This is a genomic window from Telluria sp. ZT3P25 (genome assembly GCF_059685895.1).
In genome coordinates this window covers 93,648-117,280 of the sequence record NZ_JCASIJ010000002.1, presented here as the reverse complement: position 1 = coordinate 117,280, position 23,633 = coordinate 93,648, and the positions used below count along the sequence as shown (strand labels likewise).

Sequence of the window (23,633 nt, the reverse complement as noted above, 5' to 3'; positions counted from 1 at the left end):
ATGAAACGTACCCATATCATCCTGGCCGCCGCCATCAGCGCCGCCGTCGCCAACTTCGCATTCGCGGCGCCGGCACCAGCGACCGCCGCGCCAATGAGCGCCGCGGCACCGTTCAGCGCGAGCAATCCGTTCGCCAAAGAGAGCAGCCTCCAATACAACTACCCGGCCTGGGACAAGATCAAGAACGAGGACTTCGCCCCAGCCTACGCGGAAGCCATGCGCCAGCATGCGGCGGAGATCGAGAAGATCGCCAACAACAAGGCGGCGCCAACGTTCGAGAACACCATCGTGGCGATGGAGCGCTCGGGCCGCATGCTCAATCGCGTCAGCACCGCCTTCGGCACGCTGTCGGGTTCCTACACCAACGACACGCTGATCGCGCTGGGCCGCGATATGGCGCCGAAGCTGTCGCAGCACAGCGATGCGATCCGCCTGAACGGCAAGCTGTACGCCCGCATCAAGGCACTGTACGACAAGCGCGCCAGCCTGAAGCTCGACAGCGAATCGGCCTACCTGCTGGACCGCTACAACAATGACTTCGAGCGCGCCGGCGCCAAGCTGTCGGACGCCGACAAGGAAAAGCTGAAGGCCTTCAACAGCCAGCTGGCCGCCCTGCAGACCAAGTTCGCACAAGACACGCTGAAAGAAGCCAACGCCTCGGCGCTGGTGGTCGATTCGCGCGCCGAACTGGCGGGCATGAGCGACAAGGCCATCGACGCTGCCGCTGCGGAAGCAAAAAAACGCGGCATGGATGGCAAGTTCGTCCTGCCGGTCGTCAACACCACGCAGCAGGCATCGCTGTCGGTGCTGACCAACCGCGCCACGCGCGAAAAACTGCTGGCCGCCTCGATGGCGCGCGGCAGCCGTGGCGGTGAATTCGACACCCGCAACACCGTGCTGCAGATCGCCAAGCTGCGCGCCGAACGCGCCGTGCTGCTGGGCTTCCCGAACCACGCCGCCTATAACCTGGAAGAGCAGACCGCCAAGACCACCGACGCCGTCAACAGCCTGCTGGCCGAACTGGCCACGCCTGCCGTGAACAACGCGAAGAAGGAAGCGGCCGATATCCAGAAGGTGATCGATGCGGAGAAGGGTGGCTTCAAGGCCGCCGCGTATGACTGGAGCTTCTACAGCGACAAGGTGCGCGCCGAACGTTACGCGTTCGATGCCAGCCAGCTGCGCCCGTACTTCGAACTGAACCGCGTGCTGGTCGATGGCGTGTTCTTTGCCGCGACCAAGGAATTCGGCATCACCTTCAAGGAACGCAAGGACCTGCCGGGCTACAACGAAGACGTGCGCGTGTTCGACGTGTTCGACGTCGACGGCAAGCAACTGGCAATCTTCACGTTCGACCCGTACGCCCGCTCGAACAAGCGTGGCGGCGCCTGGGCCAACGCCTGGGTCGGCCAGAGCAAGCTGCTGGGCACGAAGCCCGTCATTGCCAACAACCTGAACATCCCGAAGCCGGCCGCCGGCGAGCCGACGCTCTTGACCTACGACGAAGTGCGCACCACGTTCCACGAATTCGGCCACGCGCTGCACGGCATGTTCTCGGACGTGCAGTACCCGCGCTTCTCGGGTTCGCGCGTGCCGCGTGACTACGTCGAGTTCCCGTCGCAGGTCAACGAGATGTGGATGGCCTGGCCGGAAGTGCTGGCCAACTACGCCAAGCATTACCAGACCGGCGAGCCGATGCCGAAAGCGCTGCTGGACAAGGTGCAGGCGTCGTCGCAGTTCAACGAAGGCTTCCGCACCACCGAGTACCTGGCCGCCGCGCTGCTGGACCAGGCCTGGCACCAGCTGGCGCCGAACCAGATCCCGACCGATGTGCTGGCGTTCGAAGCGCAGGCGCTGAAAAAGGCCGGGGTTGACTTCGCCCTGGTGCCGCCGCGTTATCGCAGCACGTATTTCTCGCACACGTTCTCGGGCGGCTACTCGGCCGGTTACTACGGTTACCTGTGGGCCGAAAAGCTCGACGCCGACACGGTCGAGTGGTTCAAGGCCAACGGCGGCCTGACGCGCAAGAACGGCGACCATTTCCGCAAGACGCTGCTGTCGCGTGGCGGTACGCTGGACGCGATGCAGATGTACCGTAACTTCCGCGGCAAGGATGCGGATATCAAGCCGCTGCTGGAGCGTCGCGGCTTGACGGGTAACTAACGGCTTCCGCGTTGCCGGACAAAGGGGGCTCCCGCGCAGGCGGGGGCCCCGTTCATTTTGTTTTCCACACAGCCGTGTTCTCTCCCACGCCCCCCATGCCTTACAATGAAATCGACCAATCCACGGAGACCACGATGCAACCCGAACACGATGCCGACCTGAAGGCACGCCTGAAAGCCCTGCACCGCGAACTGCAGGAAACCGGCGACACCGACGTCGAACTGGAAACGCTGCTGCGCCAGCTCGATGGCGACATTGAGAAAGTCCTCGAGCGCCGCGCCGAGCAGGAACTCGATGCGAATACCTATGGACTGGGCTCGCGCACACAGGAGCTGGCAGCCAGTTTTGCCGCCCGCCACCCGCGCGTCGAGCACGGCTTGCGCGAGCTGGGCCAGATCCTGTCGAACATGGGCATTTGACCTGCGCTGCTGAAATAGTAGGCTAATAGCCACAAGTCATTGATTTTAAGCCATTTTTCGGGGCCTTCCATGCTCCGTAAATGGTTTTCCGGTACAATGCCGGGCAATGAACTCCCCTGCCAATCTCTTTGCGACGGTCGCCAAGCGCTCCAGCCGCGCCCCGACCGCACCCTTCCTCCCGATGTCCCGCGCCGAAATGGACGCATTGGGCTGGGATTCGTGCGACATCATCCTGATCACGGGTGACGCCTACATCGACCACCCGAGCTTCGGCATGGCGCTGGTCGGCCGGCTGCTCGAAGCGCAGGGGTATCGGGTCGGCATCATCAGCCAGCCCGACTGGACCTCGGTCGAGCCGTTCCGCGCACTGGGCAAACCCAATCTGTACTGGGGCGTTACCGCCGGCAATATGGATTCGATGGTCAACCGCTACACGGCCGACCGCAAGATCCGCTCCGACGACGCCTACACGCCGGAAGGCGCACCGAACAAGCGCCCCGACCGCGCCGTGACCGTATATTGCCAGCGCGCCCGTGAAGCGTTCCCGGGCGTGCCGGTGATCGCCGGCAGTATCGAAGCCTCGCTGCGCCGCATCGCCCACTACGATTACTGGTCCGATAAGGTGCGCCGCTCGGTGCTGTTCGAATCGAAGGCCGACCTGCTCATCTTCGGCAACGCCGAGCGCGCGCTGGTCGACCTGACGCGCCGCATCGCCGCCGGCGAAAACATCAAGACCATCCGCGACCTGCGCGGCACGGCGTTCCTGGTGCCGCTGGGCTGGCTGCCGGACGAAGAGTGGAGCGTGCACAATTCCACCCGCGTGGACGTGCCGGGCCGCATCGACAAGCAGCCGAATCCGTACGCGATGGCGCTGGAAGACCCGACGGCCTGCGCGCTCGACAACGCCGCGCCGGAGCCCGAGGTCAAGCCGATCATGATCATGACGCGCGAGCAGCGCCAGGCCGCGGCCCGCGAAAAAGCGGCCAAGACCGTCGTGCGCCTGCCGAGCTTTGAAACGGTCAGCGTCGACCCGGTGATGTACGCGCACACGTCGCGCGTGTTCCACCTCGAATCGAACCCGGGCAATGCGCGCGCGCTGGTGCAGGCGCACGGCGACCGCGACGTCTGGCTGAACCCGCCGCCGCTGCCGCTGGCAATGGACGAGATGGACAATGTCTACGACATGGCCTACGCCCGCGCGCCGCACCCGAGCTACGGCAAGGCGCACATCCCGGCCTGGGAAATGATCCGCTACTCGGTCAACATCATGCGCGGCTGCTTCGGTGGCTGCACCTTCTGCTCGATCACCGAGCACGAAGGCCGCATCATCCAGAGCCGCTCCGAGCCGTCGATCCTGCGCGAAATCGAACTGATCCGCGACACGACCAAGAACTTCGCCGGCACCATCACCGATCTCGGTGGCCCGACTGCGAACATGTACCGCCTGGCGTGCAAGGAAAAGACGATCGAGGAAAGCTGCCGCCGCCTGTCGTGCGTGTACCCGACCATCTGCAGCAACCTGGGCACCGACCACAGCAAGCTGATCTCGCTGTACCGCAAGGCGCGCGCGATCCCGGGCATCAAGAAGATCCTGATCGGTTCGGGCCTGCGCTACGACCTGGCCGTGCGCTCGCCCGAGTACGTCAAAGAGCTGGTCACCCACCACGTGGGCGGCCTGCTCAAAATCGCACCGGAGCACACCGAAGCGGGCACGCTGTCGAAGATGATGAAGCCGGGCATCGGCGCCTATGACGAGTTCAAGCGGATGTTTGACAAGTACTCGCTCGAAGCCGGCAAGAAGCAGTACCTGATCCCGTACTTCATCGCGGCCCACCCGGGCTCGACCGACGAAGACATGCTGAACCTCGCGCTGTGGCTGAAGAAAAACAACTTCAAGCTCGACCAGGTGCAGACGTTCACGCCGACGCCAATGGCAATGGCCACGACGATGTACCACTCGCGCCGCAACCCGCTGGCCAAGGTGACCGAGGATTCGGAAATCGTCGAGACGGCAAAGAGCGGCAAGACGCGTAAACTCCACAAGGCGTTCCTGCGCTATTACGACCCGGAGAACTGGCCGATCCTGCGCGAAGGCCTGTATCGCATGGGTCGTGGCGACCTGATCGGTAACAGCGACCGGCACCTGATCCCGGCCCCGGGTGGCGAGATGGCCAGCGGTTCGCTGCGCGAAGAGCGCCGCGGCCCGGGCATGGCGCCGAAAGGGCGGCCAGCCGATGGCGCACCGAAGCGCACGATGGGCGCCGGCGCACCACGCGGGCGCACCGACCGCACGCCGGCCACCACGCCGTTCATGGCGCCGCCGTCGAAGGTCAAGCCGTCGATCCTGTCGACCATCAAGGCCAAGCCCAAGACCGTGCGCAAATAAACACGATTGAAGGGATAAAAAAACCGGCGCCCCAGGCGCCGGTTTTTTTTGGGCAGTGCAATGTTGTCCGTTACGGTTTGGTCTTCAATTTCGCATTCGGCGTCGGCGCCCCGCGCCGTTCGCGCGCGATGTCCAGATCCATGCTGGCTTGCCGCGTACGCAATGAATTGGCATAGCGGTGGCGCGCTCGCAAGCGCGGGTGCGTGACCAGGACGCCCAGCGTCTCGCCGATCACCATCACCACGCCCAGCAGCGGCAGCACCAGCATCAGTCCCACCACGCCCGCCAGCATGCCGCCGACGAAGATCATCAGCACCGTCACCAGCGGATGGATGTGCAGGCTGCGCCCCAGCGTGGCTGGCATGAAGATGAAGTCATCCAGCAGCCGCACCAGCACGAACACGCCAATCGCGCCGTAGGCCATCAGCGGGTTGCCCGGCGCATCGGTCGAGGCGACGATGACCACCAGCGCGCAGCCGGCGATCGAGCCGACGAACGGCACCCAGGCCAGCACCGCCGAGATCAGGCCCAGCAGCAGGGGCGAGGACACGCCGATGATCCACAGGCCCAGCGCCAGCACGATCGTGTCGAGTACCGTCAGCTTGAGCAGCCCCTCGAAGTAGCGGCGCGCGGTCTGGTCGACTTCGTGCAGCAGGTACAGCGCCGGCTCGAAGTAGGCGTTCGGCACCGCGCGCGCCAGGAACTTCTTGAAGCGCACACCGTCGCGCAGCAGGAAGAAGCTGAGGAATGGCGCCAGGAACAGCGACGGCACCCAGGTCACGATGCCGACAACGATGTCGCCCAGGTGGTTCTGCGCGAAGTCGCTCGTGTAGTTGGTGAACGCGCGGTTGACGGTCGAGGTCAGGCGCATCTCGGCCAGCAGCGGGAATTTCGCTTCCAGCAAACCCATGGAGTTGCGCACGAAGGCGACGCCGCCGTCGAGATACAGGCTGATCGTCGCTTCCCACGAATCTTCTTCGGGGCCGTCGCCCCAGGCCATGGCCGCCGTCAGCGCCAGCGCGGTCAGCGCAAAGAACAGCGTGCAGACCCACAACGCGGCAGCGTTGCGGCCAAAGCCTGAACGCACCATGCGCTGCATCGGGCCCAGCAGGATGTAATACAGGACGGCGCCGAAGATGAAGGGCAGGGCGAGCCACAGCAGCTTCTGGACCACGAGCAAAAGCAGGCAGGTGCCGCCGATGATGCCGGTCCAGACGACCGGGCCGGCCCGCTCGGGGCCGTGGGCAGGGTCGAGGTGGGTGCTCACAGCGCTTCCAGCTGCGGCCGGCCGGTGCCCATCCATTCACGCAGGCGCAGGCCGATGTGGCGCGCCAGTGCCAGCGAGATCTTGTAGCCGATGACGGCGTCGGTTTCCATCAGGCCCAGGAAGTCGGCGCGGAAGAACACGGCCACTTCGCATGGTTCGAGGGCGCGCGCCTGGGCATTGCGGGGCGAGTTGTCGAGCAGCGCCAGGTCGCCGAAGAAGCCGCCCGGCTCGAGTTCGGCCACGACCTGCGTCATGCCCTCGTGCAGGCGGCTGATGCGCACCCGGCCGCTCATCAACAGGTACAGCGCCTGGCCTTCTTCGCCCTCGTCGAACATGATTTCGTCTTTCAGATAGCGGCGCTCGTGCAGCAGGCCATCGACGATCTTGAGTTCCAGCGGCGTAAGTGCCGCAAACAGTGATGAACTCTTGAGTCGATGCAGGCGCGGCGACATGCGCGGCGGTTTGAGAAAACGAAAAATCAAGGCGTGCTCCAGGGTGGTGCGGTCTGTTGTCTGTTTGATTATCCGCGATCGTATGCTGCCACGCATCAAAAAGCGTCGCGTGCGCACGGCGGTGTGGCGGCGTGTCCATAGCCGGCGTCAAGCGTGCGCTCGCCCGCATTAAAAAACGTGTAACATAATTCCATAAAGCAACATAAATGGTCTTTTTGTAATTGCCGCAGGCGCTGGCAGGCGAGGCGGATCGCAAGTGCCTTTTCAAGGACAGGCAGTGATTGATATACAGACTTTTCTTCTTGCACTTGGTATCGGCAACGTCGGTTTTGCGATTCTGATGGCGGGATACACCCATGGCGCGGCGCCCAGTCCCGGGCTGCGCCTGTGGATGTGGGCGCGGCTCGGCATGGGCGTGAGCCAGCTGATCGGCTGGGCCAGTCCGTTGCTGGGCTGGCCGCTGGTCGTCGGCCTGGAGGGCCTCGTCTGGATTCTGGCGATGTCGCTTGAAATGGCGGCCTATTGTGTTTTCTTCGGCTTCGCACGCTGGGGCCGGGTGCTGTTGCCGATCACGCTGCTCTCTTCTGCCATCGTTCTGGCCGGCGCAGCGCGTGGGGCCGATCACGTCCAGCTCAGTGCGCTCGTGGGCGCCGTGGTGGCGTTCTTTGCCGCCGCCATGGCGTGGGCGCTGCTGCGCCGGCGCAGCGCCTCGCTGCTGCAGCGGATCATCGGCGTCAACGATGCGCTGTTCGCCACGGCCGTCGCCATCTGGGTCGTGTCGGGATGGCTGGGTGAGGGCCCGCTCGACCACAGCATCGCCCAGCAGGTGGCATACCTGACGGGCTACCTGCTCATGATCGTCAACGGTTTCGGTTTTTTGTTGCTGTGCAAGCAGAAGGACGATCAGCGCATGGCCAGGTTGGCCTCGACCGATTGCCTGACCGGGCTGCCCAACCGCCATGCGTTCCTGGAACAGGCCGATGGCGCACGCCTGCTGGCCCAGCGCCAGCGCACCGGCCTGGGCCTGTTGATGATCGACATCGACCACTTCAAGCAGATCAATGACCGCTGGGGCCATGCGTCCGGCGACGAGGCACTGGTTGTGTTCGCCCGTACCGTGCGGCATCTTCTGCGCGAGCACGAAACGATCGGCCGCCTGGGCGGCGAAGAATTCGCCCTGCTGCTACCCGGCGCCGATCTTGATGGGGCGGTGCAGGCCGCCGAGCGGCTGCGCCGGGCGATCCGCGAAGCCACGGTCATCACCAGCGGCCCGACCTACCGGATGACGGTCAGCATCGGCGTGGTGGTGCTCGATCCGCATGAGGATCTGGGCGGGGCGATGGCGCGTGCCGACCATGCGCTGTATGCGGCCAAGCGCGCGGGGCGGGATCGGGTGGAAATCGGGGAACTGGTGCGCAAGCGGGCGTAGCGGGGAAGTGCGGCGCAAGCTGGCACACAGACACGCGCAGAAAAAGAAAAAGGGCCCGACGAATCGGACCCTTTTTCAGTGATGCTGGCGGAGCGGACGGGGCTCGAACCCGCGACCCCCGGCGTGACAGGCCGGTATTCTAACCAACTGAACTACCACTCCGTTTTACTAAGATCAGCCTTCGATCCATCGTCGAGATGTTTGGTGGGCGCTGAGAGGCTCGAACTCCCGACCTAATCCGTGTAAGGGATCCGCTCTACCAACTGAGCTAAGCGCCCATCTCGTTGATGTCTACTGACGCTTGTCATTGCGTCGAAGAGGACCGAATTATAGAGGGTGCGTTTGAGGGTCCGCAAGAGGTTTTTCGAAAAAATATCGAAAGCGCTATTTTTTCTGGTCATGACCCCCGGCCGCAGCCAACGATATGCATGTGTTGTAATCATGGCGTCATGGCGTTATTTACTTGCCCGGCTGATAACCATCACGGACAATACCGCCTTTAGCAAGTCGGCAACCTTAAAACATCGCAAAGATGGGCGCCACAGATGCGCGTTGCCGAGGGCGGGGTAGCACCGCCCGCGCACCCGGCGGGGGGGCGTTGGAAAAGAAGAACGGAGACACCGGTTCTTTTATCATCACCAGGAAAATACTCCATGACCAAGATGTCCAAGATGCACAAGCGCGTCACCTGCTCCCATGGCGCAGCGCTGGCGTTCCTCGTCCTGCTGCCGATCGCCCAGGCTGCAGCCCAGACGGCGGCCCCGGCCCAACCGGCACCCGAGTCCCTGCAGCTGCAATCGGTCACCGTGACCGCACAGCGCCGTACCGAGAACATCCGCGACGTGCCGGTGTCGGTGACGGCCCTGAAGGGTGACAAGCTGGATGTCCTGGTCTCCGGTGGCGATGACATCCGTCTGCTGGCCGGCAAAGTGCCGAGCCTGAACGTGGAATCGTCGAACGGCCGTACCTTCCCGCGCTTCTACATCCGCGGCTACGGCAATACCGACTTCAACACCTTCGCCTCGCAGCCGGTCTCGCTCGTGTACGACGACATCGTGCAAGAGAACCCGATCCTGAAGGGCTTCCCGATCTTCGACCTGGCCAGCGTCGAAGTGCTGCGCGGCCCGCAGGGCACGCTGTTCGGCCGTAATACCCCGGCCGGCGTCGTCAAGTTCGAGTCCGAAAAGCCACGCCTGAACAGCACCGAAGGCTACTACAACGTGTCGGCGGCATCGCACTACACGTTCAATGCCGAAGGCGCCGTGAACGTGCCGCTGTCGAGCAACGTGGCAATGCGCGTATCGGCCGTCGGCCAGCACCGCGACGACTACGTCGACAACTACAGCACCCCGGCCAAGACCACCAAGCGCGGTGAGCTCGACGGCTACAACGAACACGCCGAGCGCGTGCAGTTCCTGTACAGCAAAGATGGCGTTACCGGCCTCCTGGGCTTCCACCAGCGTCAGACCAATGGCAGCGCACGTCTGTTCCGCGCCAACCTGATCAAGAAGGGCAGCAACACCTTCGCCGACGGCACCGATCTGGACCAGATCGTCACCAATGCCCAGAATGACCAGGACCTGAAAACCAACGGCATCAACCTGCGTCTGGAATGGGATCTGGGCGGCTACAAGCTGTCGTCGATCACCGGTTACGAGCACATCATCGGCTACTCGAGCCGCGGCGACATCGACGGCGGCACGCCAACCGGCCCGGGCTTCATCCCGTTCCAGGTCGAAACCAACGGCTACATCAACAACCTCGACCAGTACAGCCAGGAATTCCGCGTCGAATCGCAGAACACCGGCCCGTTCAACTGGCAGACCGGCGTCTACTTCTTCGATGAAGACGTCACCGGCGGCAGCGACAACTTCGACAGCACCACCTACGCGCGCACCTCGCGCCTGGTGTCGACCCAGAAGAACAAGGCCTGGGCTGCGTTCGCTTCAGCAACGTACAACCTGACGCCTGACTGGACCATCCGCGGCGGCGTGCGCTACACCAAGGACGAGAAAGAGTTCCGCACCATCGAAGCGACCAACGTCGTCCAGATCGGCCCGTCGTCGGTCGAAGCGGACAAGAAGAAGGTCAGCTGGGATCTGTCGGCCACCTACAAGCTCACGCCTGACGTGAACGTGTATGGCCGCGCCGCAACGGGCTTCCGCGCCCCGAGTATCGCTGCTGCCTCGGCGTCGGTGCCGATCACCGTGGCCGATGCCGAGACCATCAAGTCGGTCGAGCTGGGCATCAAGGCTGACCTGTTTGAGCGCCGCGCACGTGGCTCGTTCTCGATCTATGACTACACGATCGAAGACCAGCAGCTGACCGTGGTGGGTGGCAATTCGAACGTCAACCGCCTGATCAACGCCGACAAGACCAAGGGCCGCGGCGCCGAGTTCGACTTCGAAGCAGCGATCAGCACTGCCCTGCGCATGAGCGCCGGCGCGAGCTACAACTACACGCAGATCCGCGACGGCAGCCTGTCGGTCAACCGCTGCGCGCAGTGCACGATCACCGATCCGATCAACGGCGCCGGCCGTGTCGTGATCGATGGCAATGCACTGCCACAGGCACCGCGCTGGACCTTCAACGCAACCGCCCGCTATGGCGTGCCGTTCCGTGACGGCGAGCTGTACTTCTACACCGACTGGTCGTACCGCAGCAAGGTGAACTTCTTCCTGTACGAGTCGACCGAGTTCACCGGTGCACCACTGACCGAAGGCGGCGTGCGCGTCGGTTACATCTTCGGCAATGGCAAGTATGAAGTGGCTGCCTTCGGCCGCAACGTGCTCGACCAGCGCCGTATTACCGGTGCGATCGACTTCAACAACCTGACCGGCTTCACCAACGAGCCGCGCCAGTGGGGCATGCAATTCAAGGGTAATTTCTAAGAATTGACCGGCCTCGCAAGAGGCAGGCATGTCACAAACAAAAAGGGCCGCGCACTGCGCGGCCCTTTTTTGCATCTGGGAACGATGCGATAAACCTTCGTCAACAAATTTTAGGTGTCAAGTATTCGGCAGAATTTAGGCTTTGCCGAACAAAACATGTTTTTGCAAAATTTAGCGATGTAACCGTTGTATGCACGCTTCACTCTCTCAGGTTTGCGTTCCGTTAAATCTTTCTTTCGCGCTACGCTGGCTCAGCCGCCTCGATGCGGCGCCGGCGAAGTCCGGACTACAACGATACGGGCGAGCCCTTTCGCCCGACGGAAAACCTTGAACAAGGAAGAAAAATGAAGCAAACGCATTCGATTCGTCCTGTCGTATTGAAGATGTGCGCCGCGGTATCCCTGGCGCTGGCCTCGAGCGCGGCGCTGGCGGCCGCGGGCGATGCGGCGTCCCCGGGGCCACAGTTCATCGTGGAAACCGACCGGATCATCGTGAAGTACCGCGACGCGCAACCGGCCGTCAATGGCATCGCTGCGCGCGTGGCCAGTACCAGTAGCGAGCGCAAGGCCAAGCTCGACCGTGCCGGCCAGCAGTTCGGCATGGTGGTCCAGGAAAGCCATCCTATTTCCACCGGCGCAAAAGTGTTCAAGCTCGACCGCAAGCGCAATCTTGCCGAAGTGAAGTCACTGGCCGCCGAAATGATGGCGCGCGACCCGTCGATCGAATACGCCGAGCCGGACCGCATCATGACGCACATGGCCACGCCGACCGACCCGCGCTATACCGATCAGTGGCATTACTATGAAACGGCGGGTGGCCTGCGCCTGCCGGCTGCCTGGGATGTCTCGACCGGCGCCGGCGTGATCGTGGCCGTCATCGACACCGGCTCGCGCCCTCATGCCGACCTGAGCGGCCAGCAACTGGCCGGCTATGACTTCATCAGCACTGCCGCCATCGGCAACGATGGTGACGGCCGCGACAGCGACGCGAGCGATCCGGGCGACGCCGTCACCGCCGGTTCCTGCGGCAGTGGCCAGCCAACCCGTGATCAGGCATCGAGCTGGCACGGCACGCACGTGGCCGGCACGGTGGCAGCGCGCACCAACAACGGCGCCGGCGTCGCAGGCGTGGCCTACAACGCCAAGGTCCTGCCAGTGCGCGTGCTGGGCAAGTGCGGCGGCTACACGTCCGACATCGCCGACGCGATCACCTGGTCGTCGGGCGGTACGGTGTCGGGCGTGCCGGCCAACGCCAACAAGGCGCGCGTGCTGAACCTGTCGCTGGGCGGCGGCGGTGCCTGCGATGCAACCACACAAAACGCCATCAACGGTGCCCGCTCGCGTGGTGCGGTGGTGGTGGTTGCTGCCGGCAACGACGCCGTCAACGTCAGCAACGCCAGCCCTGCCAACTGCTCGGGCGTGATTGCGGTGGCGGCCACCGGCCGTACCGGTGGACGCGCGTCGTACTCAAACTTTGGCACGCTGGTGGACGTGGCAGCGCCTGGCGGCGATGGCGCTTCGGGCGTGCTCTCGACGCTCAACAGCGGCACCGGCGCACCGGCCGCGGACAGCTACGCGGCCTACCAGGGCACGTCGATGGCCACGCCGCACGTGGCCGGTGTGGCAGCGCTGATGCTGGCGGTAAACACCAACCTGACGCCGGACGAGATCGAGTCGAAACTGAAGTCGACGGCGCGCGCGTTCCCGGCCAGCTGCTCGGGTTGCGGCACCGGCATCGTCGATGCGGCCGCTGCCGTGGCGTCGGCGACGGGCGGCGGTGGCGGCACGCCTGTCACCACGCTGGCCGAGAGCGAGTCGAACAACACGATGGCCACGGCAGACCCGGTCACGGTCAGCAACACGACCGTCACCGGCAACCTGGGCAGCACGACCGACACCGATTATTTCCGCGTCGATCTGCCAGCCGGCAAGACGCTGGCAGCCAGCCTGACCCCGACCTCGACGACGGCCGACTACGACCTGTACGTGTACAGCAGCACCGGCGCGCAACTGGGCACCAGCCAGAATGGCGCCGGCGCGACCGATACCGTTAATTCGGCCAATACCACCAGCAGCACGGCAATCCGTTATGTCCGTGTGACGTATTACGGGGGCGGTACTGGCGCGACCAATGGCCGTTACTCGCTGAAACTGAGCTGGTAAGCCAGTGACCCTGCGCCATTTTCATGGCCAGGGTCGCTTTGGACCCGAAACACGCGCGATTCGTTCGCGCGTGTTTTTTTTGGGCTCTGCATTCTCTGTTCATGATTGTTAATTAACTGAAATGAGCCGTTACATATTTCGCGTTCAAAAAGTTACTCCAAAGAAAAAATGTTATTGAGGAAACGTGTGGTGCAAGTGTTGTAACTATGCCGAAAGGGTGTGATTTTCCACGCGACACAATGTTTCCCTCAGGCTACTCTGGTTTTGCTGCTATGGAGCGGCGCCGGTGCAGCTGGTCTCGTCATGACTCAGGCGCATCGATATGCCTGATGCATAACTTGAACGGGAAGATCATGAAGCACACACATTCGATGCACACTGCAGCGTTGACGCAGCGCGCCACATTCTGGCTGGCGCTGGCGTCCCTCCCGCTATGTGCGGCCGCTGCCGCCGCAGGCTCCCAGGAGCCGCAGTCCATCTTGGAAACCGACCGCGTCATCGTGAAGTACCGCGACGCCCAGCCCGCCCCCAACGGAACAACGGTGATCGTCGAGGGTGGCAGCAGTGCGCGCAAGGCCAGGCTCGATCGCGCCGGCCAGCAGTTTGGTGTACTGGTCCGGGAGAGCCATGCGCTCTCGAACGGCGCGAAAGTGTTCAAGCTCGATCGCCGGCACAATCTGGCCGAGGTGCGCTCGCTGGCGACCGAGATGATGATGCGCGATGCATCGATCGAGTATGCCGAGCCGGACCGCATCATGACGCATGCGGCCACGCCGACCGATCCGCGCTATACCGACCAGTGGCACTACTACGATACGGTTGGCGGGCTGCGCCTGCCGGCGGCCTGGGATATCTCCACGGGCGCCGGGGTGGTGGTCGCCGTGATCGACACCGGCTACCGTCCGCACGCCGATCTGGCTGGCCAGATCCTGCCTGGCTACGATTTCATCAGCACCGCCGCCATCGGCAACGACGGCAACGGTCGCGACAGCGATGCGAGCGACCCGGGTGACGGCATCACGGCCGGTGCCTGCGGTGGCGGCCAGCCATTCTCTGACCAGCCATCCAGCTGGCACGGCACGCACGTGGCCGGCACGGTGGCGGCGCGCACCAACAACGGCGCCGGCGTGGCGGGCGTGGCCTACAACGCCAAAATCCTGCCGGTACGCGTGTTGGGCAAGTGCGGCGGCTACACATCCGACATTGCCGATGCCATTACCTGGGCGTCCGGCGGTACGGTCGCGGGCGTGCCAGCCAATCCCAACAAGGCGCGCGTGCTTAACCTGTCACTGGGCGGGGGCGGTGCCTGTAGTGCGACGATGCAGAATGCCATCAACGGGGCCCGCTCGCGCGGCGCGGTCGTGGTGGCTGCGGCCGGTAATTCGGCCATGGACGTCAGCAACGCCAGCCCGGCCAACTGCGCCGGCGTGATCGCGGTTGCCGCCACAGGCCGTACTGGCGGGCGGGCACGCTATTCCAACTTCGGCGCCCAGGTCGCGGTGGCCGCGCCGGGCGGGGATGGCGCGTCGGGCGTGCTGTCCACGCTCAACAGCGGCAGGAGCGGACCGCTGGCGGATACCTACGCGGTCTACCAGGGCACGTCGATGGCCGCGCCGCACGTGGCCGGCGTGGCCGCACTGATGTTGGCAACCAACACCAAGCTGACACCGGATGAGATCGCAACAAGGCTGAAGTCGACGGCACGCGCGTTCCCGGCCAGTTGCGCCGGGTGCGGCGCCGGCATCGTCGATGCGGCCGCCGCGTTGACAGGGGCCAGGAGCAGTCCTGCGCCCGTCGTGGTTGCCGAAAGCGAAGCGAACAACACGGTCGCCACGGCCAATCCGATCAACGGCAACATCACCGGCAACATCGGTGCGACGACGGATACCGATTACTTCCGGGTCGATCTGCCAGCCGGCAAGACATTGAAGGTCAGTCTGAGCGCGGTGCTGGCCACGGCCAACTACGATCTGTACGTGTACGACAGCGCAGGCAGGCAACTGGGCGGCAGCCTGAACCGGGCGGGCATGGCTGACGCCATTGGGCTGACCTATATCGGCACCGGCACGGCGGTCTTCTATCTGCAGGTACGTTATGTCAGCGGCGGCACCGGCGCGAGCAACGGTCGGTATGCGCTATCGTTGACACGGTAAGCTGCGGGTTCGCACCTTGCCGGTGCGTGCGCGGCCAGGTTGGCAGCATGATCTGCGTTATTTCACATGGCACGTTGATTGCATTCATACAGGGTTCCCTGCCAAGCAGCCATCGACCGGAGTCCATCATGAAATTGCGCACCATTACGTTCGCGACCGCCCTTGCCCTGGCCGTGTTGGCACCCGCAACGGCGGTGTTCGCCCAGACTGCCGACAAGCTCCCGCTGCAACCGCTGGCCGACAAGCCGGGGCGGGTCGTTGTCCCCGGCACCAGGCACGAGGTGTATTACGTGCCCTCAACGGTGGAGACGGTCACCTGGGGCTACTTGCCGAACGCGGCCACCAAACCGGTGCTGTCGGTGCCGTCCGGCGCGACGATTGTCTTCGATACGCTGTCGCATGAAGGCCTGGTCGAAGACCAGGGCCGCAATCCGCTGGCGTATTTTGGCAGCAAGGGCATTCCCGCCAATATGGTCCTCAAGGATGGCATCGCCATCACGGGCTCGTCGATGGCCCATGATTTTTTCAAGGATGGGCCGCACATCGTGACGGGGCCGGTGGCGATCGACGGCGCCGAGCCGGGCGACGTGCTCAAGGTGGAGCTGCTGTCGGCCGTGCCGCGCGTGCCGTATGGCGTGATTTCCAATCGCCACGGCAAGGGGGCGTTGCCCGGCGAATTCCCGGAAACGCCGAAGCCGACAGCAGATGCCTCGGCCGCCAACCCGAGCGCCTACAACAACGTATCGGTGTTCACCCCGATCCGGCGCACCAAGGCCGGCAAGTGGGAGGCCGTGATGAAGACCGCCAACGGCACCGAAGTGACGTTCCCGACCGCGCCGTTCATGGGCGTGATGGGCGTCGCGGCAGACACGACCAGGCCGGTGCATTCGGTGCCGCCCGGCCTGTACGGCGGCAATATGGACATCAACGACCTGGGCGTCGGTTCGACCGTCTATCTGCCGGTGCTGGTCAAGGGCGGCAATTTCTACACGGGTGACCCGCACATGGCGCAGGGCGACGGCGAGGTGGCGTTGACCGCGCTCGAGCATTCGATGCGTCCGACCTTCCGCATCACGGTGCTGAAAAAAGGCGACCCCGGCATTCCATCGCGCTCGGGCAGCCTGGCCAGGCCGCTGGGCGAGACGGCCGATCACTGGGTGACGATCGGCCTGAACCCCGATCTGGATGAGGCGATGAAGGACGCCACGCGCGAATCGATTCGCTTCCTGACCGAGATGCTGGGCATGGACCGCCCCACCGCATTTGCCTATCTGAGCGCGGCCAGCGACTTCCAGGTCAGCCAGGTGGTCGACGGCACCAAGGGCGTGCACGGGATGATCCACAAGGCCGACTTCAGCAAGGTGAAGAACGGATTCACCGAGAAGTCTGGCAAGAAATAAGCAAGATTTGCACGGGGGAGATTTTTAGAAGATACTGTATGCAATTACAGTCATCGACCCCGGCAGTGTGTGACCGCATGGGGCGGCCCCGCCAGCGTGAACGCCCCAGCCCGAAAAATCATCCACTGCGATTGCGACTGCTTTTATGCATCGGTCGAGATGCGCGACGATCCATCGCTGCGCGGCCGGCCGCTGGCGGTGGGCGGGCGCGCCGACCAGCGTGGCGTGGTTGCCACCTGCAATTACGAGGCGCGCCGCTTCGGCATCCATTCGGCGATGGCTACGGCCCAGGCGATGAAGCTGTGCCCGGAGCTGGTGGTGATTCCGCCGGCGATGGAAAAATACCGCATCGCGTCCAGCCAGATCATGGCCATCTACCAGGATTACACAGAGATCGTCGAGCCGCTCTCGCTCGACGAAGCCTATCTGGACGTGACCGATTCGCCGCACTGCAAGGGCAGCGCGACGCTGATCGCGCAGGAGATCCGGCGCCGCATCGTCGAGACAGTGGGCATCACGGCCTCGGCCGGCGTAGGGCCGAACAAGTTCGTCGCCAAGATCGCCAGCGACTGGAACAAGCCCGACGGCCTGTTCCTGGTGCGGCCCGAAGAAGTCGATGCGTTTGTCGCGGCGCTGCCGGTCAAGAAGCTGCACGGCGTCGGCAAGGTCACGGCCGAGAAACTGAACCGGCTCGGCGCCCAGACCTGCGCCGATCTGCGCGGCTGGAGTCTGGACAAGCTGCAAGAGCATATGGGCAGCTTCGGCGTGCGGCTGTATGACCTGAGCCGCGGGATCGACCATCGCGAAGTAAATACCTCGCGTGAGCGCAAGTCGATCAGCACCGAGGAAACCTACACGCCGGACGTGCCCGACCTGGCCGCCTGCCTGAAGCTGCTGCCCGATTTGCACGAGCATTTGCTGGGCCGTATCAAGCGGGCAAATGCTGAAAAATTCATCAACAAGCTGTTCGTGAAGATCAAGTTTTCGGATTTCCAGCAGACAACCGTCGAATGCGTCGGGTACGCGCCACACATCCCGACCTATGCGCGTTTATTGGAGACCGGCTGGGCGCGCGCCAGCCGGCCGGTGCGATTATTGGGCGTCGGCGTGCGCCTGGGCGACACCGAGATTGTCGAGCAGTTACGGCTGTTCGACGATTCTCTGGATGACGCGACAACCCCCTGACATTTTTGACGCTGCGGCTGCTGTGCAGCGTAGAATGTCGTTCCCTTGTATTAGTGAAACAATCGGATTAAGCCTATGTGGTTCAAGAATCTCCAGATCTACCGCCTGCCGGCCCCTTGGGCCTACACCCCTGAACAGCTGGAAAAGGCCCTCGAGCCGGGCAGCTTCGTGCCTGCCAACAGCAACGAATTGCTGCGCCAGGGCTGGGACGCACCGCGCCCGAACGGCGGCCTGGTCCATGTCGTGAACAAGCAGATGCTGATCATGCTGGGCACCGAAAAGAAACTGCTCCCGGCATCGGTCATCAACCAGGTGGCCAAGGCCAAGGCGGCCGAGATGGAAGAAGCGCAGGGCTTCCCGCCAGGCAAAAAAGCCATGAAGGAACTGAAGGAGCGCGTGGCCGACGAACTGCTGCCGCGCGCCTTCACGCTGCGCAGCAATGTCTGGACCTGGATCGACCCGGTCAATGGCTGGCTCGTGGTCGATGCGGCCAGCCCGGCCAAGGCCGACGATGTCGTCAAGCTGCTGCTCAAGGCCGTCGACAAGATGCCGCTGGAGTCGCTCCGTGTGCAACGCTCGCCAGTGGCCGTGATGACCGGCTGGCTCGAAGCCGATGAAGCGCCGTACGGCTTCACGATCGACCAGGACACCGAACTGCGCGCCACGGGCGAGAGCCGCGCCGCAGTGCGCTACGTGAAGCACACGCTGGAGCCGGACGACATCCGCCGCCACATCGCCGCCGGCAAGCAGTGCACGCGCCTGGCCATGACCTGGAACGACCGCGTCAGCTTCGTGCTGACCGAGTCGCTGGCGATCAAGGGCATCAAGCCGCTGGACGTGATCAAGGAAGGCGAAAGCGCGACCCACAATGACGACGAACGTTTCGACAACGATATCGTCCTGATGACGGGCGAGCTGTCGAAGATGCTGGCCGATGTGGTCGAAGCACTGGGCGGCGAAGCCAAGGCGTAATCAGGCGTCAGACACACGGCGCCCGAGCGGGCGCCGGCCGGATCGAACGGCTGGACATGGCGTCCGGCCGTTGTCGTTTTTCGTTTCCGTTTTTCGACTATATTTATAATCCCTGGAACACGCCGGCGCTGCGGTTCTTGGTCACGTTATCCCAAGGGAACACCTGACCGTTCATCGCCACGTAGACGCCGGCCGGCAGCACTTGTGCGACGCCGCAGGCAAAGCCCAGGTTGAACAGCGCGTCGGAATTGGCGATCGAGTAAGGGATCATGGCGCCGGTCAGCACGATGGTCTGGCCCAGGCCCGCCGCCCCCAGCACAGCGGCCGTCTCGCGCATCGTGTCGGTGCCATGCACGATCACGATGGCCTTCTCGGATACGGCCTGGCAGGTCGTCAGTACACGCTCGCGGTCGGCGTCACCCATTTCGAGCGAATCGAGCAGCGGCAGCACGTCCAGTGCCACCGGCACCGTCATGCGGCTGCGCTTGATGACCTCTGGCAAATGGCTTTCGGCGAAGCCCAGCACGCCATTGAGTTCGTTGTAATGCTTGTCGAAAGTGCCGCCGGTGGCGATGAGTCGCAAAGTCATGTTGGTTTATCCACTCGCTGAAAAAAGGTCCCCATGATATCGCCAAACCACCGGCGATCTCCAGGCGACTGCGCTAGAATCGTCCGGATCGGATGAGTACTTCTTCCACCGTTTTACTTTTCTTCTGTCTATTTCCATATTTGCCATGAAAGCAGTTGCCCCCGGAACCGTGATCTTCCAGCGCCATCGCGGCTATGGTGTGATCACGCATGTCAACCTGCTCACCGGGTGGGTGTCGGCGCGCTTCGGCAACGAGTCGCGCGCGCAAGACCTGAACCTGTCGAACGACGAGGTGCAGCACGCCGACGGCGAGCCGATCCTGTTCCGGCGCGCGCCGCCCGACCGCATGCCGCACGCGCGCCTGATGGCCGTCGTGCGTGCGCTGCACGAGGCCGGTTACCAGAAACTGTATCTGTACTCGTGGCCCAAGCCATCCGGCCTGCACTGGCGCTGGCACCTGTTCACGGGGCCGCGCAACTGGATGCAGCGCACCTGGCGCGAAGGCTGGTATGGCTCGGGCGCCGAGTACAACAACAACCCGGTCATGGGCTGGAACGATGTGCCGGGCGCGAGCACCGATGAGCTGATCCATGCACTGGCGAAATTCGATCCGCAAGGGCTGGCCGAGGCGCTGGGCCGCGACGAAGATCACACCGCGTGGTTCGCGCAGGCATGTGACCTGCTGCTGCCCGGGTATATGTATAGCCTGAACATGGAGCGGCCACCGGGTGGCGGCCTGATCGAAGCGCCACCGGTGCCGATCGTGCCGGTGCGCGCGGGCCTGAAGCCGTACGCGGGGCCGGATATTGGCTGGCCGCCGGGCTGGGCTGGCCTCTGGACCGGCACGCATGTGCTGCCGGCGCCGAAGATCAATATCACCGGCGAGCCCGAACTGCGCTGAGCCTGCGGCGTCTTGTGCTCAGCGTTTGTTCAACGCCTCTGGATTGAGAATATTGGTCGGCGTACCCTGCGCGAACTGCACGATATTCTCGAACGCCGCGCTGAAATACAACTCGTAACTGTCCTGCTCGACATACCCCAGGTGCGGTGTCGCCAGCACGGTCGGAATGCGCAGCAATGGTGAATCCGGTCCCAGCGGCTCGCTGGTAAACACGTCCAGCGCGGCCATGCCAGGGTGGCCTTTCTTCAAGGCGCTTTCCAGCGCGCCATCGGCCACCAGTTCGGCGCGGCTGGTATTGACGAACAGTGCGTCCGGTTTCATCCGCGCCAGATCGCTTGCAGTGACGATGCCACGGGTCGATTCGGCCAGGCGCAAGTGCAGGCTCAGCACATCGGCCATCTCGAACAGCGCCTCGCGCGATGGCGCCGCTTCAAAGCCATCGGCGACTGCCGCCTGCCGGCTCGCTTCGCTGCCCCACACCACCACGCGCATCCCGAACGCCCGCGCATAGCCGGCCACCAGCTTGCCGATCTTGCCGTAACTCCAGAGGCCCAGCGTACGACCGTGCAGCACGCGGCCCACGCCATTGAGCACCGGATTGGTCGAGGCCGTCTGCCACAGTCCCTCTTTCAGATTGGTGGCATACGGCACGATCTTGCGGCTGGCTGCCATGATCAGTGCCCAGGTCAATTCTGCCGGGGCAACCGGCGAGCCGACGCCCTCGGCAATTGCGATGCCGCGCGCGGTCGCAGCGGCGACGTCGATGTGGCCACTGACCTTGCCGGTTTGCGAAATCAGTTTCAGGTTGGGCAGCTTGGCCAGCAGGGCCGCAGGGAAGGCGGTGCGTTCACGGATCAGCACCAGCGCATCGAACGGCGCCAGCCGGATGGCAAGCTGGCCCAGGCCACGGGTCGAGCTCTGGAAGACCTTGACCTCATGGCCGTCGAGCAAGGGATAGCACGCGAGACGTCGCGCAGCGTCTTGATAGTCATCAAGAATCGCGATTTTCAGTGGTGTTGTCACAATTGTATGATCTGCCTGTAAACAAATAACACGATAGGGCAAATGCCCAAATAGCCTACTACATTAGTCGGGCATTTTTCCTACTTTTTTGTAGTGAAAGCCGTCGAAACGCCGTTTTGCGGGTGTACAATCGGCGCAGAACTTAAGCGAATGACACGTATCCAACGGTGCTCACGAGACGCACCGCAAGGCTTCAATCGAAGCTGCCGACCTGCCCGCTGTATCGTCAAGTGTTGACGCCTGCTTCTGCCGCAGAGTGCTTGCCCAACGTCGTGATCGACCGCAGGGCGCCCCGGCTGAAAACGATGCAAGGTAACGGTCCACCCGAATTCTTAATTGGCATTTGGAGGTATCCCCATGAACCAACCTGTGATGGGCGGCGTCGCCGCACTGAACGTCCCAGCTTACATCAAACATCAAAAACTCATCAATTGGGTGGCTGAGATTGCTGCGCTGACCAAGCCTGACAGCATTTACTGGTGCGACGGTTCGGAAGACGAATACGACCGCCTGTGCGCCGAGATGGTTGCCGCTGGCACGATGAAAAAGCTGAACCCGGCCAAGCGTCCAAATTCCTACCTGGCCTGGTCCGATCCGTCGGACGTGGCGCGCGTCGAAGACCGCACCTATATCTGCTCGGCCACGAAAGAAGAAGCCGGCCCGACCAACAACTGGATGGAACCGGCCGAAATGCGCAATACGCTGCACGGCCTGTTCGACGGTTGCATGACCGGCCGCACGCTATACGTCGTGCCGTTCTCGATGGGCCCGCTCGGTTCGCCGATCGCCCACATTGGCGTCGAGTTGTCCGACTCGCCTTACGTTGCCGTCAACATGCGCATCATGACGCGCATGGGCCGCGCCGTGTACGACGTGCTGGGCCAGGATGGTGACTTCGTGCCGTGCGTGCACTCGGTCGGCATGCCGCTGGTCGACGGCCAGGCCGATGTCGCGTGGCCATGCAATGCCACCAAGTACATCGTTCACTATCCGGACACCCGCGAAATCTGGTCGTTCGGTTCCGGCTACGGCGGCAATGCGCTGCTGGGCAAGAAGTGCTTCGCACTGCGCATCGCTTCGAACATGGGGTACCAGGAAGCGCAGCAGGGCGGCACCGGCTGGCTGGCCGAACACATGCTGATCCTGGGCGTCGAATCGCCACAAGGCGACAAGAAATACATCGCCGCCGCGTTCCCGTCGGCCTGCGGCAAGACCAACTTCGCGATGCTGATCCCGCCACAGGCATTCAACGGCTGGAAAGTCACGACGATCGGCGACGACATCGCCTGGATCAAGCCGGGCGCCGATGGCAAGCTGGTCGCCATTAACCCGGAAGCCGGCTACTTCGGCGTGGCCCCGGGCACCAACGACAAGACCAACCCGAACTGCATGGCCTCGCTGCGTGAAAACGTCATCTTCACCAACGTCGCGCTGACCGACGACGGCGACGTCTGGTGGGAAGGCATGACCAAGGAAGCACCGGCCCACCTGATCGACTGGCAGGGCAAGGACTGGACGCCGGCATCGGGCACCAAAGCTGCGCATCCGAACGCGCGCTTCACGGTCGCCGCTACGCAAAATCCGGTGATCGATGCTGCCTGGGACGATCCGGCCGGCGTGCCGATCTCGTCGTTCATCTTCGGTGGCCGTCGTTCGACGACCGTGCCGCTGGTGACCGAAGCGCGCGACTGGGTGGAAGGCGTCTACATGGCCGCCGCGATGGGTTCGGAGACCACCGCCGCCGCTGCCGGCCAGATGGGCGTCGTGCGCCGCGATCCATTCGCGATGCTGCCATTCATCGGCTACAACATGAGCGACTACTTCCAGCACTGGCTCGATCTGGGCAAGAAGGTCGAAGCAATTGATCCGGCGGCATTGCCGAAGATCTTCTGCGTCAACTGGTTCCGCACCGATGCGCAGGGCAACTTCGTGTGGCCAGGTTACGGTGATAATATGCGCGTGCTGAAGTGGATCCTGGACCGCACCGCCGGCGCCACCGGCGGCACCGAGCACCTGTTCGGCACCACGCCGAACTACACCGACCTGAACTGGGAAGGCGTGGACTTCAGCGAAGAGCAATTTGCGCAGATCACGTCCATCGACAAGGACGCCTGGCGCGAAGAACTGAAACTGCATACCGAGCTGTTCGAGAAGCTGGCCTACCACCTGCCGCAAGAGCTGGTGGCCACGCGTGACCGGCTGGAGAAACAACTGGCTGCTTGAGCTTAAGCTGCCTGGTGGGGG

At 63.5% G+C, this 23,633-nt stretch carries 16 protein-coding genes and 2 tRNA genes; 12 read left to right on the top strand and 6 right to left on the bottom strand.

What is annotated here, in order from left to right:
• From AC56LY_RS19035 to AC56LY_RS19025, 3 genes are all read left to right on the top strand, one after another.
• A complete protein-coding gene (locus tag AC56LY_RS19035; RefSeq protein WP_499582259.1) occupies window positions 1–2,160 on the top strand; it encodes a M3 family metallopeptidase in 2,160 nt (719 codons plus the stop codon).
• A gap of 134 nt (window positions 2,161–2,294) precedes the next feature.
• On the top strand, window positions 2,295–2,579 hold the full coding sequence (locus AC56LY_RS19030; RefSeq protein ID WP_183555162.1) for a DUF4404 family protein: 285 nt from the start codon (window positions 2,295–2,297) through the stop codon (window positions 2,577–2,579).
• A 106-nt stretch (window positions 2,580–2,685) separates the two neighbouring features.
• Window positions 2,686–4,965 (top strand): YgiQ family radical SAM protein, encoded by a 2,280-nt coding sequence (locus tag AC56LY_RS19025; protein WP_258836799.1) that lies wholly within the window; start codon window positions 2,686–2,688, stop codon window positions 4,963–4,965.
• Between the two features lie 70 nt (window positions 4,966–5,035).
• Here AC56LY_RS19025 and AC56LY_RS19020 read toward each other — a convergent pair whose 3' ends face one another.
• Both AC56LY_RS19020 and AC56LY_RS19015 read right to left on the bottom strand, forming a co-directional pair.
• Complete coding sequence (locus tag AC56LY_RS19020; RefSeq protein ID WP_499455989.1) at window positions 5,036–6,232, bottom strand: AI-2E family transporter; 1,197 nt, start codon at window positions 6,230–6,232, stop codon at window positions 5,036–5,038.
• Window positions 6,229–6,714: a cyclic nucleotide-binding domain-containing protein gene (locus tag AC56LY_RS19015; protein ID WP_221290483.1), complete on the bottom strand. Its 486-nt coding sequence runs from the start codon at window positions 6,712–6,714 to the stop codon at window positions 6,229–6,231. Before AC56LY_RS19015 ends, AC56LY_RS19020 begins: the two co-directional genes overlap by 4 nt.
• Before the next feature lie 247 nt (window positions 6,715–6,961).
• Here AC56LY_RS19015 and AC56LY_RS19010 point away from each other — a divergent pair, with 247 nt between their 5' ends.
• The gene (locus AC56LY_RS19010; protein WP_499582256.1) at window positions 6,962–8,113 is read left to right on the top strand and encodes a GGDEF domain-containing protein; all 1,152 of its coding nucleotides are present in this window, start codon (window positions 6,962–6,964) and stop codon (window positions 8,111–8,113) included.
• An 85-nt stretch (window positions 8,114–8,198) separates the two neighbouring features.
• On the opposite strand, the gene AC56LY_RS19005 is transcribed toward AC56LY_RS19010, so the two are convergent.
• Window positions 8,199–8,275: transfer RNA gene (locus AC56LY_RS19005), tRNA-Asp, on the bottom strand.
• 40 nt (window positions 8,276–8,315) lie between these two features.
• Window positions 8,316–8,391, bottom strand: a tRNA-Val gene (locus AC56LY_RS19000).
• 375 nt (window positions 8,392–8,766) lie between these two features.
• Here AC56LY_RS19000 and AC56LY_RS18995 point away from each other — a divergent pair.
• The 6 genes from AC56LY_RS18995 to AC56LY_RS18970 all read left to right on the top strand — a co-directional run bounded on the left by AC56LY_RS18995 (window position 8,767) and on the right by AC56LY_RS18970 (window position 18,876).
• Complete coding sequence (locus AC56LY_RS18995) at window positions 8,767–11,004, top strand: TonB-dependent receptor (protein WP_499582254.1); 2,238 nt, start codon at window positions 8,767–8,769, stop codon at window positions 11,002–11,004.
• Between the two features lie 344 nt (window positions 11,005–11,348).
• Entirely contained in the window at window positions 11,349–13,166 is a 1,818-nt protein-coding gene (locus AC56LY_RS18990) for a S8 family peptidase (protein WP_499582252.1), read from the top strand.
• A 353-nt stretch (window positions 13,167–13,519) separates the two neighbouring features.
• Entirely contained in the window at window positions 13,520–15,319 is a 1,800-nt protein-coding gene (locus AC56LY_RS18985) for a S8 family peptidase (RefSeq protein ID WP_499582250.1), read from the top strand.
• Window positions 15,320–15,447: 128 nt separating this feature from the next.
• Window positions 15,448–16,719, top strand: coding sequence for an acetamidase/formamidase family protein (locus AC56LY_RS18980; protein WP_499582248.1), 1,272 nt, complete (start codon window positions 15,448–15,450; stop codon window positions 16,717–16,719).
• A gap of 96 nt (window positions 16,720–16,815) precedes the next feature.
• Window positions 16,816–17,904, top strand: a complete 1,089-nt coding sequence (gene dinB / locus AC56LY_RS18975; protein WP_499583448.1) for a DNA polymerase IV — start codon at window positions 16,816–16,818, stop codon at window positions 17,902–17,904.
• Window positions 17,905–17,979: 75 nt separating this feature from the next.
• Window positions 17,980–18,876, top strand: coding sequence for a recombination-associated protein RdgC (locus AC56LY_RS18970; RefSeq protein ID WP_499582246.1), 897 nt, complete (start codon window positions 17,980–17,982; stop codon window positions 18,874–18,876).
• A 103-nt stretch (window positions 18,877–18,979) separates the two neighbouring features.
• Here AC56LY_RS18970 and AC56LY_RS18965 read toward each other — a convergent pair whose 3' ends face one another.
• Window positions 18,980–19,465 (bottom strand): asparaginase domain-containing protein, encoded by a 486-nt coding sequence (locus AC56LY_RS18965; protein WP_499582244.1) that lies wholly within the window; start codon window positions 19,463–19,465, stop codon window positions 18,980–18,982.
• Window positions 19,466–19,610: 145 nt separating this feature from the next.
• Between AC56LY_RS18965 and AC56LY_RS18960 the strand changes: the two genes are divergently transcribed.
• Window positions 19,611–20,366, top strand: coding sequence for an L-asparaginase (locus tag AC56LY_RS18960; RefSeq protein ID WP_499582242.1), 756 nt, complete (start codon window positions 19,611–19,613; stop codon window positions 20,364–20,366).
• 18 nt (window positions 20,367–20,384) lie between these two features.
• Here the strand turns inward: AC56LY_RS18960 and AC56LY_RS18955 are convergent, their stop codons facing one another.
• Window positions 20,385–21,377 (bottom strand): D-2-hydroxyacid dehydrogenase family protein, encoded by a 993-nt coding sequence (locus AC56LY_RS18955; protein WP_499583447.1) that lies wholly within the window; start codon window positions 21,375–21,377, stop codon window positions 20,385–20,387.
• Between the two features lie 369 nt (window positions 21,378–21,746).
• On the opposite strand from AC56LY_RS18955, the gene AC56LY_RS18950 reads away from it, so the two are divergent.
• Window positions 21,747–23,612: a phosphoenolpyruvate carboxykinase (GTP) gene (locus AC56LY_RS18950; protein WP_499582240.1), complete on the top strand. Its 1,866-nt coding sequence runs from the start codon at window positions 21,747–21,749 to the stop codon at window positions 23,610–23,612.
• Window positions 23,613–23,633 lie beyond the last annotated feature (21 nt).